At 70.7% G+C, this 12,654-nt stretch carries 11 protein-coding genes and 1 pseudogene; 7 read left to right on the top strand and 5 right to left on the bottom strand.

Annotated features, from left to right (window positions below; genetic code table 11):
• From E1288_RS44810 to E1288_RS44800, 3 genes and pseudogenes are all read right to left on the bottom strand, one after another.
• Positions 1-218: pseudogene (locus E1288_RS44810) on the bottom strand (hypothetical protein); the annotation flags it as partial.
• A gap of 188 nt (positions 219-406) precedes the next feature.
• Positions 407-2,761 (bottom strand): LuxR C-terminal-related transcriptional regulator, encoded by a 2,355-nt coding sequence (locus E1288_RS44805; RefSeq protein ID WP_132495249.1) that lies wholly within the window; start codon positions 2,759-2,761, stop codon positions 407-409.
• A gap of 52 nt (positions 2,762-2,813) precedes the next feature.
• A complete protein-coding gene (locus E1288_RS44800; RefSeq protein ID WP_132495247.1) occupies positions 2,814-3,401 on the bottom strand; it encodes a TetR/AcrR family transcriptional regulator in 588 nt (195 codons plus the stop codon).
• 116 nt (positions 3,402-3,517) lie between these two features.
• On the opposite strand from E1288_RS44800, the gene E1288_RS44795 reads away from it, so the two are divergent.
• Both E1288_RS44795 and E1288_RS44790 read left to right on the top strand, forming a co-directional pair.
• Positions 3,518-4,621, top strand: coding sequence for a Gfo/Idh/MocA family protein (locus tag E1288_RS44795; protein ID WP_132495245.1), 1,104 nt, complete (start codon positions 3,518-3,520; stop codon positions 4,619-4,621).
• A 400-nt stretch (positions 4,622-5,021) separates the two neighbouring features.
• Positions 5,022-5,744, top strand: coding sequence for a DUF2461 domain-containing protein (locus E1288_RS44790; RefSeq protein ID WP_235884259.1), 723 nt, complete (start codon positions 5,022-5,024; stop codon positions 5,742-5,744).
• On the opposite strand, the gene E1288_RS44785 is transcribed toward E1288_RS44790, so the two are convergent.
• Entirely contained in the window at positions 5,722-6,093 is a 372-nt protein-coding gene (locus E1288_RS44785) for a VanZ family protein (protein ID WP_132495243.1), read from the bottom strand. The two genes, E1288_RS44790 and E1288_RS44785, sit on opposite strands and share 23 nt — an antisense overlap.
• A 74-nt stretch (positions 6,094-6,167) precedes the next feature.
• Here E1288_RS44785 and pyk point away from each other — a divergent pair, with 74 nt between their 5' ends.
• On the top strand, positions 6,168-7,589 hold the full coding sequence (pyk, locus tag E1288_RS44780) for a pyruvate kinase (protein ID WP_132495241.1): 1,422 nt from the start codon (positions 6,168-6,170) through the stop codon (positions 7,587-7,589).
• A gap of 72 nt (positions 7,590-7,661) precedes the next feature.
• Positions 7,662-8,600, top strand: coding sequence for an acyl-CoA thioesterase II (gene tesB, locus E1288_RS44775; protein ID WP_132495239.1), 939 nt, complete (start codon positions 7,662-7,664; stop codon positions 8,598-8,600).
• Here tesB and E1288_RS44770 read toward each other — a convergent pair whose 3' ends face one another.
• Positions 8,601-9,113, bottom strand: coding sequence for an Lrp/AsnC family transcriptional regulator (locus tag E1288_RS44770; RefSeq protein WP_132495237.1), 513 nt, complete (start codon positions 9,111-9,113; stop codon positions 8,601-8,603).
• A gap of 92 nt (positions 9,114-9,205) precedes the next feature.
• On the opposite strand from E1288_RS44770, the gene E1288_RS44765 reads away from it, so the two are divergent.
• The 3 genes from E1288_RS44765 to E1288_RS44755 all read left to right on the top strand — a co-directional run bounded on the left by E1288_RS44765 (position 9,206) and on the right by E1288_RS44755 (position 12,325).
• On the top strand, positions 9,206-9,814 hold the full coding sequence (locus E1288_RS44765; RefSeq protein ID WP_132495235.1) for a LysE family translocator: 609 nt from the start codon (positions 9,206-9,208) through the stop codon (positions 9,812-9,814).
• 132 nt (positions 9,815-9,946) lie between these two features.
• On the top strand, positions 9,947-11,527 hold the full coding sequence (dacB, locus tag E1288_RS44760) for a D-alanyl-D-alanine carboxypeptidase/D-alanyl-D-alanine endopeptidase (RefSeq protein WP_132495233.1): 1,581 nt from the start codon (positions 9,947-9,949) through the stop codon (positions 11,525-11,527).
• A 123-nt stretch (positions 11,528-11,650) separates the two neighbouring features.
• Entirely contained in the window at positions 11,651-12,325 is a 675-nt protein-coding gene (locus E1288_RS44755; protein ID WP_132495231.1) for a DedA family protein, read from the top strand.
• Positions 12,326-12,654: the final 329 nt, after the last annotated feature.

Below are 12,654 nucleotides of genomic sequence, written 5' to 3'. Positions count from 1 at the left end.
GCGGGGAGCTGCTCGGCCAGCGGGGCGAAGTGCGCGGCGGCTTCGACCGCGGGGGCTTCGGTCTTGGGGCCGGCGGTGCCGGCGAAGACGCCGATCACGCCGAACGCGGCGACGGCGGCGCCGACCTGCAACGACCGCATCTTCGGGGGGACGCGGTGCTGCCGGTCGGCGGAGTCGCCGAGGAACGCTGCGCGGATCCAGTTCGCCGTCTGCGGCACCGCCCTCTCCCAGCGGTGCCACCCGGCCTGTCGGGGACTTCGATCGGGGGTGTTCGGTTCGTCGGGGGTCACGAGAACCGAGAATCCGGTACGGAGAGTGTTCGCGCACCGAGGTTTGTACGTGCACGAATACCTAGATTCGCCCAGATGGGCGACGTTTCGAACGGCTACGACTACCTAAAGTGAGATTATCTGGGGGCGATGTCGCTCGCGTCACTCGCCTTCTGCGCGGCCACCCAACCGCCGATCTGCGCGCGGGACGAGAAGTCGAGCTTGGTCAGGATGTTCTGCACGTGGCCCTCGACGGTGCGCTGCGCGATCACCAGGCTCTCGGCGATCTCCTTGTTGGTGTTGCCCTGCGCGACCAGCTCCGCGATCTGCTGCTCCCGCCGGGTCAGCGGCATCGGGTGCACGTTGTCCTCGGCGCGCGGGCGCGCGTGCCGCTTGACCTCCAGCGCGAAGTCGACGGTGTGCGCCAGCGACAGCTGGTGGCCGCGGTCGAACGCCTCCTGGAAGGCCGACTCGCCGAGCGCGGTCCGGGCCAGCGCCTCGTGCTCGTCGTGGTCGGTGGCGAACGGCGCCCAGAAGCCGGGCGCCGCGCGCACCGCGTCCCACACCGCCGAAGCCGCGCCGAAGAGCCGGGCGGCGCGGTCGTGCCTGCCCTGCTGCTGCGCGATCCAGGCGAGCGCGTCGATGCTGAAGGCGATGCCCAGCCGGTTGTCCAGCTTGCGCTGCAGGCGCAGTGCCTCCTTCGCCGCGGTCTCCGCCCGCTCCAGGTCGCCCCGCCGCGCTTCCACCTGCGCCGACGCCCACAGCAGGTACGAGTGCCAGTACAGCTCGCCGAGGCCGCCCGACAGCCGGATGCCTTCGCCCAGCACGCCCAGTCCCGCCTCGGGATCCTCGCCCAGGCCCTTGATCAGGCCGAGGCCGAACAGGGCGAACAGCTCGCCGACGGAGATCTCGTGCTTGCGGAACTGGCCCAGTGCGTCCTCCAGCAGCGCGGCGGCCCGCGGCGAGTCGTTCTGGGCGAACGCCGCCATCCCGCGCACCAGCGCCAGATGCGCCTTCTCGGTCTCCTCGCCGCGCTGCGTAGCCAGCACCGTCGCCTGCTCCAGCGTCGGCTGCACGGTCTCCACGTCGCCGTGCAGCAGCGCGAACCAGGCGCTGACCCGCAGCGCGCGCACCCGCTCGGGCATCTCGCGGGGCGTGGTGGCCAGCACCTGGTCGAGCCAGTGCCGGGCTTCGCCGTTGAGGCCGCGGATGCCCCAGTACTGCCACAGGTCGGTGCACATCCGCAGCGCCGCCCCGGCGGTTCCGGGATTCGCCGCGGCCGTGCGCAGTGCCACGCGCAGGTTGCCGTGGTCGCTGCGCAGCCGATTGACCCAGGCGATCTGGTCCGGGCCGATCCACTCCGCGGCGAAGCGCCCGGCCAGGTCGGCGTACCAGGAGCAGTGCCGCTGCTGCATGGTCTCCAGCTCGCCGAACTCCGCGAGCTTGTCCTGGCCGTACTCGCGCAGGGTGTGCGGCAGCCGGAAGCGGACCTCGCCGCCTTCTTCCTCGCGCATCAGCACGGACTTGTCGACCAGCGAGTGGATCGCGCTCAGCACGTCGGCGTCCGACAGCCCATTGCCGGCCACGTGCTCGGCGGCGGCCAGGTCGAAGGAGCCGGAGAACACCGACACCCGCGCCCACGTCAGCCGGTCCTGGTCGGAGGCGAGCTCGTAGCTCCAGTCGATCAGCGCGCGCAGCGTCTGCTGCCGGGCCGGTGCCCCGCGGCGGCCCTCGGTGAGCAGGTCGTAGCGCTCGGCCAGGCGCTCTTCGAGCTGCTGCAGCGACAGCGACCGCAGCCGGACGGCCGCCAGCTCGATCGCCAGCGGGTTGCCGTCGAGGTGGTGGCAGAGCCGCATCAGTGCCGTGGCGTTGTCGGCGGTGACCTCGAACTGGGGGACCGCGGCCCTGGCCCGGTCGACGAACAGCCGGACCGAGGCGAACTGCTCGTAGGCCTCCGGCGGCGGCAGGTGTTCGATGTCGGGGACCTGCAGCGGCGGGACGACCAGGGTCGCCTCGCCGGCGACGCCGAGGGACTGCCTGCTGGTGGTCAGCACCCGCACGCCGGGGCACCAGCGCACCACCGCGTCGACCAGCAGCGCGACGTCTTCGATCACGTGCTCGCAGTTGTCCAGCACGAGCAGCATCTCGCGGGACTTGAGCTGCTCGATGACGGTGTCGATGTCCTCCCCGCCGGTGGGGCCGCCGATGCCGAGCTGTTCGATGACCGCGTCGACCACCAGCGAGCCGTCCCGGACGTCCTCGAGCTCGACGCACCAGGACTTGTCCCGGAACGTGCGGCGCATGTTGCCCGCGACCCGCATCGCCAGCCGGGTCTTGCCGACGCCGCCGGGGCCGGTGAGGGTGACCACCCGGGACTCGGCGAGCAGGCGCTTGGTGAGGGTGATCTCGCGACGCCGGCCGACGAAGCTCGTGACGTCGGCCGGGAGGTTGCCCGCTGGCTCCCGCACACGGGCTCGAGCAGTGGAGACCACGTCCCGAGCTTAACCCGCTGCGCGACCCCTGACCTGGGATCTTGTTCCGGAGCTAGGCCGTGGTGGCCCGGAGTCCGGCGAGCACGATGCGCAGGTTCCGCCGCCACTGGTCGTCGGCGGCGGGCAGCCCGATGGTGCGGTTCCCGGTCATCACCGAGGTGAGGGCGAACGGCACGTCCTGCCACGGCACGTCCCCGCGAACGGCGCCGGCCTGCTGGCAGCGCTCGACGAGCAGCCGGATCTGTTCGCGAAGGTCGGCCAGCGGTTGGTCGAGCGTCAGCGCGCAGTCCGTGCCCAGCGCCTCGTTGATCCCGCAGCTCATCGCGCGCAGCTGCACGAACTCGGCGGCGAAGCTGCAGAACCCGTGCCACGGGTCCGGGTCCTGCAACGCTTGGCGGGCCAGGCCGACGATCTCGTAGATGGTGTCCTCGACCACCGCCTGCAGCAGGGCCTCGCGGGAGGGCACCCGGCGGTAGAAGGTGCCGATCCCGACACCGGCGCGGCGGGCGATCTCGTGCGCGGTCACGCCGACGCCGACGTCGGCGACCGCCTCGCGAGCGGCCACCACGAGCCGCCGCACGTTGCGCTGCGCGTCCGCCCGCGGCGCATCCTCGCTCAGAAGTCGTTCCACCGCGCTCACCGGACCACCCTAGCAACCGGACTTTACGAGTCCGGTTAGACTCCGGACTGAACCGGACTTGTCGAGTCCGGTTCGTCGGAACGAAACGGACTTCTGAGGTCCGGTTGGAGGGTGTCGTGGGCAGGACCAAGGTCGGGATCATCGGCGCCAACCCGGACCAGGGCTGGGCGGGGCGGGCGCACGTCCCGGCGCTGCGCGCGCTCGACCAGTACGAGTTGACCGCCGTCGCGACCAGTCGGGAGGAAAGTGCCCGGCGCGCGGCTGCGGCGTTCGGCGCGGAGCACGCCTTCGCCGACGCGCGTTCGCTGGCCGAGCACCCGGACGTCGATCTGGTCGTCGTCACGGTCCGCGTGCCCAAGCACCTGGAGCTCGTCCAGGCGGCGCTGGACGCGGGCAAGCACGTCTACTGCGAGTGGCCGCTGGCGCGCACCACCGAGGAGGCCGAAGTCCTGGTGGAGGGTGCCCGGGCGGCCGACGTGCACAACGTGATCGGCCTGCAGGCGCTGTACTCGCCGGCGATCCAGCACGCCCGGGAGCTGCTCGCGAAGGGCGCGCTGGGGCGGATCACCTCTGCCGCGGTGCACAGCGCTCGCGGCAAGGGGGCGACGGGGAAGGTGCCGGCCTGGGCCGTCTACACGCTGCAGTCGGCCAACGCCGCCGGGCTGCTGGAAGTCCACGGTGGACACGTCCTGTCAGTGCTGGACCACCTGCTCGGCGACATCGCCGGACTGTCCGCCGACCTGTCCTTGCCGCTCCCGGATCAAGTGGTGACCGAGACCGGCGAGCCGGTGGCGGTCGACAGCCCGGACCACCTGGTGTTGCACGCCGGGCTGGCCTCCGGAGCGACGCTGTCGGCGAACATCCACGACGGCGAGGCCGCGGACCCGCGGGTGCTGCTGGAAATCGTTGGCACCGAAGGAAGTCTGGCCATCGCTTCGACCGGCGCGGAAGATCCGCGCGGCACCCAGATCCAGATGAGCGACCTCGAACTCCGCGTGTCCGCCGAGCCGGGACGGCCGTGGGAGGCGGTCCAGCTGCCGCCGGTCCGCCCGGTCACGCAGGAGGCCCGCAACGTTGCGGCGGTGTACGCGGACATCGCCGAGGGGCTGCGCACCGGCGAGCAGGTCGCGCCGGACTTCGCCCGCGGCCTCCGCCTGCACCGAGTCCTCGACGCGATCCGGGCCTCGGCGGCCACCGGCACCCGCCAGGTGCTCGGCTGAGCCGGCTCACGACCCTGGCGGGAGGCGCGTTCCCTGGTGGTGGCGCAGCTGCCAGGAGCCTAAGGCTGCGGTCACGCGAATTTTCCGCTCGCGCGGTCGGCGAGTGGCCACAGTGGACTCGCGTGATTCGGGAGCGCAGCGGCCGGCTTCCCCCGAAGGGGTGGCATATTCCATGTTGAGTTGGTATATGCCATATGGCGTGCTTACCGTTGGGGCACGCGAGTGACGTTCGCGTCTTTTGAATACCGGTCATCGGGGTCGCAGCTGATGACCGGTGCATGGCTGCGGCGCCTGACCGGCAACCCCCAGGTTCGGTCAGGCGCCGCAGTTCTTCTTCCACCCCCCGGTGCGCGAACGGCGGGCGATCGCGGATCATCGTCGGGGCGAAGGGGGAGGAGCAGTGGGCGGCGACATCGCACGGCCGAGGTTCGAGGGCTTCGGCAGGGGAGTGGTCGAGTTCTTCGAAGGGCTCGAACAGGTCCAGGCCGGCCTGGTGGATTCGCAGCGAGAGGTGCACGACGCCAAGACCTACTGGAACGACAACCTCGCGTTCTACCGGGAGCAGGTCCGCGCGCCGATGGAGGCGCTGCTCGCCGAGTTGGAGCCCGAGTTCGGGCCGGGATTCGGGCAGGGCAAGGTCTTCCGGCCGCACCGGGACGTCCGGTTCAGCGCCGACAAATCGCCCTACAAGACGCACTGCGGCGCGGTGATCGAGCTGGGGCGCGGCGGCGGCGCCTACTACGTCGAGGTCAGCGCGGACGGGATGCTCGTCGCCGGGGGCTGCTACCACACCGAGTCCGACCAGCTGGCCCGGTTCCGCGCCGCGGTCGACACCGACATCCACGGCGAGCGGTTGCGGTCGCTGCTGGCCGCGCTCGTCGAGCAGGGCTGGGAGATCGCGGGGGAGACGCTCAAGAGCCGGCCGCGCGGGTTCTCCGCCGGGCATCCCCGGCTGGACCTGCTGCGGCATCGCACGCTCTACGCGTCCCGCGACTGGGAAGCCGACGACGTCCTGCACGAGCGCGCCTGCATCGACCGGGTCCGGCAGTCCTGGCGCGCGGTGCGCGAGCTCAACCAGTGGTGCGCCGACCACATCGGAGTCACCGAGAAGAAGCGTCGCTGACCCGTCGCACCCGCCGCGCCGCCGTGATGAGCGCCCAGCCCGCCGCCGCGCCCGCCACGTCGACCAGGCCGTCGGCGACCTCGCAGCTGCGCCCGATCGGCAGCAGGCCCTGCATGATCTCCGACGCGATCGCGTAGCCGACCAGCGCCGGCAGCAGCCGCGACGTCGGGAACCCGGCGATCCGGCCGGTCGCGGCCAGCGCCGCGAACAGCGCGACGTGCACCACCTTGTCGGTGCCCGGCGGCGCGGTCGGCACCCCGGACGCCGGCATGAACAGGACGAGCAGGCTGGCCAGCACTGCGACCCCGAACGGAATCCGGGTGAGCCGCGTTCTGTAATGATCCAGCAACGATCTCCCCGATCGACGTCGACAGGCATGGCTGCGTGCTGCGCGCGTCGGTCAACAGACTACGCTGGCATAACGTGAGTCGACGAGCCAAGATCGTTTGTACCATGGGCCCAGCCACCGCCACACCGGAGAAGATGGCTGAGCTCGTCAGCAGCGGAATGGACGTCGCCCGGCTGAACTTCAGCCACGGCAGCCACGCCGATCACCAGCAGGTCTACGAGATGGTCCGAGCCGCGGCCAAGGAGTCCGGTCGCGCCGTCGGCATCCTGGGTGACCTGCAGGGACCGAAGATCCGACTCGGCAAGTTCGCTGCCGGGCCGGTGGAGTGGCGGACCGGCGACATCGTGCGCATCACGGTCGACGACGTCCAGGGCACCCACGACAGGGTGTCCACCACGTACAAGGGCCTCGCCAACGACGCCAAGGTCGGCGACCGACTCCTGGTCGACGACGGCAAGGTGGGGCTGACCGTCACCGGCGTCGAGGACACCGACGTCGTCTGCGAGGTGACGGAAGGTGGTCCGGTTTCGGACAACAAGGGAATTTCCTTGCCGGGCATGGACGTTTCGGTGCCCGCGCTGTCCGAGAAGGACATCGAGGACCTGGAGTTCGCGCTCGAGCTGGGCGTGGACTTCATCGCGCTGTCCTTCGTCCGCAGCCCGGCCGACATCGACCTGGTGCACCAGGTGATGGACCGGGTCGGCCGCCGCGTCCCGGTGATCGCGAAGCTGGAGAAGCCGGAAGCGGTGGACAACCTGGAGGCCATCGTGCTGGCCTTCGACGGCGTCATGGTCGCCCGCGGTGACCTCGGCGTCGAGTTGCCGCTGGAACACGTGCCGCTGGTCCAGAAGAAGGCGATCCGGATCGCGCGGGAGAACGCGAAGCCGGTCATCGTCGCAACCCAGATGCTCGATTCCATGATCAACAACTCGCGTCCGACGCGCGCGGAGACCTCCGACGTCGCCAACGCGGTGCTCGACGGCACCGACGCGGTGATGCTCTCCGGCGAGACCAGCGTCGGCCGCTACCCGGTCGAGACCGTCCAGACGATGGCGCGCATCGTCGAAGCGGTCGAGGCGGGATCGACGGCACCGCCGCCGCTGAGCCACGTCCCGCGCACCAAGCGCGGCGTCATCTCCTACGCGGCGCGCGACATCGGCGAACGCCTCAACGCCAAGGCGCTGGTGGCCTTCACGCAGTCCGGCGACACCGTGCGCCGGCTCGCCCGGCTGCACACCAGGCTGCCGTTGCTGGCGTTCACCCCCGAGGAATCAGTGCGGAGTCAGCTCGCTCTCACTTGGGGGACGGAGACGTTCTTGGTGCCTAAGGTGGACACCACGGACCAGATGGTGCGGCAGGTGGACCAGTCGATGCTGTCGATCGGCCGTTCGCAGCGCGGCGACATGGTCGTCGTCGTCGCGGGCTCGCCGCCCGGCACGGTCGGTTCCACCAACCTCATCCGCGTGCACCGGTTGGGCGAGGAAGACCACGTCTGATCCGCATTCTCGGACGGGAGCCACCCGGCGCTCCCGTCCGGAGATCCGGCGTACAACCCCGAGGAGCGCGCAGTGACCGAAGCTGCCCGAGCCGCTGCGGCCGATCCGGCCGGAACCCATCTGCAGGGCGAGGTTCCGCTCGACGTCAACGGCATGCCGCACGGTCAACCGGTGCTGGACAGCCTGGTCGCGCTGCTCGACCTCGAACGCATCGAGGAGAACATCTTCCGCGGCGTCAGCCCGGCTTCGTCGCCGGTCCGCGTGTTCGGCGGTCAGGTCGCCGGCCAGGCGCTGGTCGCCGCAGGCCGCACGGTGCCGCCGGAGCGGCGGGTGCACTCGCTGCACGCCTACTTCATCCGGCCCGGCGACCCGAGCATCCCGATCGTCTACGAGGTGGACCGCACCCGGGACGGCCGGTCGTTCACCACGCGCCGAGTGGTCGCCGTGCAGCGCGGCAAGGCGATCTTCTCGCTGTCCGCGTCCTTCCAGGTCGACGAGGACGGCATCGACCACGCCGAGCCCATGCCCAACGTCCCGGACCCGGAGACGCTGCCGACCTACGGCGAGCAGATCGGCTCGATGATCGAGACGCTCGGGCGCGCCCAGCCACGGCCGATCGACGTGCGCTACGTGACCGAGCCGCCGTGGGTGAGCCGCGAGAACGGCCCGCGCGAGGCCCGCAGCCAGGTGTGGATGCGCGCCGACGGCGTGCTGCCCGACGACGACCTGCTGCACGTGTGCATCGCGGCCTTCGCGTCCGACATGACGCTGCTCGACGCGGTGCTGGCCCGGCACGGCGTGTACTGGGGCCTGGACAAGGTCAACGGCGCCAGCCTGGACCACGCGATGTGGTTCCACCGGCGCTTCCGCGCCGACGAGTGGCTGCTCTACGACTGCGCCTCGCCCAGCGCCTCCGGCGCTCGCGGCCTGGCCACCGGCCGGTTCTTTGCCCGCGACGGTCAGCTGGTCGCGACCGTCGTGCAAGAGGGCCTGCTCCGCGTCGGCGACTGATCACTCATCGCCGGACCGGCGGCGGCGCTTCGGGCGCAGCTGCCGCGGCGGCGTCAGGGCTCGCGTGTGCAGCTGCTCCAGCACGATCGAGCTGGTGAAGTGCCGGACCTCGGTCCGGGACGCGAGCTTGTCCACCAGGAACTCCTGCAGGTGCTTGGTGTCCGCGACCGCCACGTGCAGCAGGAAGTCCGCCTGACCGCTGACGTGCAGCAGCGAGCGGGTTTCCGGCTGCCCCATCACGAACTCCCGGAACTGGTCGACGACCTGCCGGGTGTGCGGGCGGACGTTGATCGCCACCACCGCCTCCAGCGCCAGCCCCGTCGCCGCCGGGTTGACGTCGATGTGCGACCCGGTGATCACGCCCTGTTCCCGCAGCCGCCGAACCCGTTGCAGGCAGCTGGAAGCCGCCAGCCCGACCCGCTCGGCGAGCACCCGGTTCGGCAAGGTCGCGTCGTTCTGCAACTCCTCCAGGATCCGCCAGTCAACCGAATCCAGTTCTACAGATTCCCGCACAACCGAACATGCTACGGCGCAGCTGGCGACATGGCGAACGAACGGCGGAAGATATGGGCAATCCACCGCTGATTCGATTCGAAGGAGCAGTCGTGCACATCGCCTGGGGGTCGTTCCTGCTGGCGCTGCTGGTGATCGTCCTGGTACCGGGGCCGGACTTCGTGCTGGTGACGCGCAACGCCGCCAACGGCGCGCGCTGGGGCTGGCTCGCGGCGGCGGGCGTCACCTGCGGGCTGCTGCTGCACGCGACGGCGGCGACCCTGGGGCTGTCCGCGCTGGTGATGGCCGTGCCCGCGGCGCTGCTGGTGGTGAAGGTGATCGGCGTCGCCTACCTGGGCTGGATGGGCCTGCAGATCCTCCGCAAGTCCGGAGCCGTGGCCGGGGCCCCGGAGGTGGACGTGCCCAGCTCCGGCCGCGCCGTCTTCCTGCGCGGGCTGCTGACCGACGTGCTCAACCCGAAGGTCATGCTGACCTTCCTGACGCTGCTGCCGCAGGCCATGGACCCGGCGGCGGAGCCGGTGAAGCAAGCCGCGCTGCTCAGCGGCGTCGCGGTGTCCGCGTTCGCGGCCTGGTGGCTCGTCGTGGTGCCCTCGGTGCAGTGGTTGTCCGCCTTCCTGGCCGACCCGCGCCGGCGGAAGGTCTTCGAGCGGTGCTGCGGCGGTGCGCTGCTCGCCATGGCGACCGCGATCGCCGTCGGCTGATTACCTGTCTGGCGAACTCGGTTTGCGTGGACCGGTGGGTTTCCACGTCAGCATTGAGCAGTTCCGTTGACCGCCTGTGATGATCGTGCTTACTCTGCATGATCTGTTTCGGGCGAGCCGAGGGAGCTGCTCATGCGTCGACGGTGGGGACTTGCGTTCGGGCTCGCTGCGGCGCTGGGCGCGTCGGTCGCCTTCGTAGCACCGTCCGGAGCGGCGCCCAGCGGGCCGGACGCGCTGCGCGTCGACCTCGACGACATCCTCGCCGACGAGCGGCTGAACGGGTCGCACGCCGGCGTCGTGGTGCGCGACCCGGCCACCGACGAGGTGCTCTACAGCAGGCAGGCGACCGACCGCGCGACCCCGGCGTCGAACGCGAAGCTGCTCACCTCGGCCGCGGCGCTGGAGGCGCTGGGGCCGGACTACCGGTTCCGCACCGACGTCGTGACCGCCGGGCGGCAGCGCGGGCCGGTGCTGCTCGGCGACCTCTACCTGCGCGGTACCGGCGACCCGACGCTGCTCGCCGCCGACTACGAACGGCTCGCGGAACAGGTTGCGGCGTCCGGGGTTCGGGTCGTGCAAGGTCGGTTGCTGGCCGATGACACCTGGTTCGACGACGTGCCGCTGGGCACCGGCTGGGCGTGGGACGACGAGCCGTACTACTACGCCGCACCGGTTTCCGCGCTGACCGTGGCTCCGAACACCGACTTCGACGCCGGAACCGCGCTCGTGCGGGTCAGCCCGACGGTCGAGGGGAGCCGGGCCGAGGTGCGGCTGGAACCGGCCACCGGCGTCGTGCAGATCGACAACCGGACCACCACTTCGGCCGCGGACGGCGAACCCGACGTGACCGTGCAGCGCGACCACGGCGGTTCCCGGGTGGTGGTGACCGGGAGCGTGCCGGCCGGCTCGCAGCCGTTCGAAGACTTCACCTCGGTGCCGGATGCGTCCGCGTACGCCGCCGATGTCTTCGCCCGCGCGCTGGCCGCGCACGGCGTGACGATCAAGGGGACGGGGGAGGGAACCGCGCCGGCCGACGCGCGGGCGCTCGCCTGGCGGCAGTCGATGCCACTGCGGGAACTCCTGGTCCCGTTCCTGAAGCTCAGCAACAACGGGCACGCGGAAGTCCTGGTCAAAGCGATGGGGCGGGAAGCCCGCGGCGAGGGCAGCTGGTCGGCCGGGCTGGAAGTGCTGACCGAGAAGCTGAGCGGGCTCGGCGTGAACCCGGACGTGCTGCGCGTGGTGGACGGCTCCGGTCTGTCCACGATGGACCAGGTGACGCCGGAGCAGCTGGCCCTGCTGCTGGACAACGCGCGCGAGCGGCCCTGGTTCCGGTCCTGGTACGACGCGCTGCCGGTCGCCGGGGTAGCGGACCGCATGGTCGGCGGCACGCTCCGCAACCGGATGGGCGGCACCGCGGCGCAGAACAACGTCCACGCCAAGACCGGATCGCTGACCGGGGTCACGTCGCTGTCCGGCTACGTCACCGCCGCCAACGGCCGCGAACTGGTCTTCTCGGTGGTGTTCAACGACTTCCTCGGCGGCTCCCCGCGCGACCTGGAGGACGCGATCGCGATCCGGCTGGCCGAGTACGACGGCGCCGACGACCGGCCGAGCGGCCGGGTGCACGTGCCGAAGTCGCGCACGCACGTCGACGACCCGGGCACGCCGATCGACGAAAGTGCCCTGGAATGCTCGTGGGTGAAGGTGTGCTGACCCGGAAGGGCTGGTGTGACCCCGGTCTCAGGGAAGGCTAAGGGGCATTCCGGAGACTGGGGCGCGGTTACGCCGGTAGCGTGAACGGGGTCAAGCCAGCACGCACGCCGAGGAGCCCGTCCCGTGACCTTCATCAGCGACATTCTGGCAGTCGTCGGAGGCTTGCCGAAGCCGCTATTGGTACTGGTGACCGGCGCATTGGTGCTCGGCGAATGCACTCTCGGCCTGGGCTTCCTGGTGCCCGGCGAGAGTGGCCTGCTGATCGCCTCGGCGGCGGTGACCGACGTCGGTTTCTTCATCCTGCTGGCCTCGGTCGTCGCGGTGTGCGCGGCGGTCGGTGACAACATCGGATTCTGGCTCGGGCGCCGCTACCGGCTGAAGATGCGCGAGACGAAGGTGGTGCGCAAGCTCGGCCAGAAGCACTGGGACCGGGCCGGGGAGCTGCTGTGCAAGTGGGGCGTGGGCGCCGTGCTGGTGGCGCGGTTCCTGCCGGTGGTGCGGACCCTTATGCCGGCCGCGGCCGGGGCGAGCGGGATGTCGTACGTGCGGTTCTTCGTGTCGTCGTTGATCGGGGCGATCGCATGGTCCGCGACGCATGTGAGCATCGGGTGGGCTGCTGGGGCTTCGGCGAAGTACATCGAGGAGATGTTGGGGCGGGCTAGTTGGGTGCTGGTCGTTGTCGTCGTGCTTGTCGCGGTGGGGGTTTGGTTCGCCAAGCGGCGGCGGTCGCAGCGGGTTGTTGCGGCTTCGGAGGCTGGGGTGGATGGCGAGCTGGAGGATGTTGAGTCTGCGGCTTGATTTGGGGTTCTGGTTGGACGGGCTCTTGGGCTGGGTTCCTGGGGGCCTGTTCTTTTTTGGTTTGTTGTTCGGGGTTGGGGCCTTTAGAGGTTCCGTGTGCTTTGGGGCCATCCCCGCGATGGGTGGATTGTTGGGGCTGCGGGCCGGAGGTCAAGCCCGGCCTGGCGGCCGCCCCTTCGGGGTTTCAGGCTTGACATCCGGCCCGCAGGCCCGGGGCGGCTTTGTATCGCGGGGATGGCCCGGAGTGGGCTGGCTCGTTGGCGGCTTGCGTTGCGGGGTGGCCGTTTTCGGGTTGGCCGGGGCTGGTGGTGTCTCTTATAGACATCTGA

It is taken from the genome of Saccharopolyspora elongata (genome assembly GCF_004348985.1).
GTDB classification, from domain to species: domain Bacteria; phylum Actinomycetota; class Actinomycetes; order Mycobacteriales; family Pseudonocardiaceae; genus Saccharopolyspora; species Saccharopolyspora elongata.
This window is presented reverse-complemented; position numbering and strand designations above follow the sequence as displayed.

Bases quoted from the DNA above. Each gene is read 5' to 3' on its own strand.
- dacB (WP_132495233.1), top strand. From the start codon at position 9,947: ATGCGTCGACGGTGGGGACTTGCGTTCGGGCTCGCTGCGGCGCTGGGC.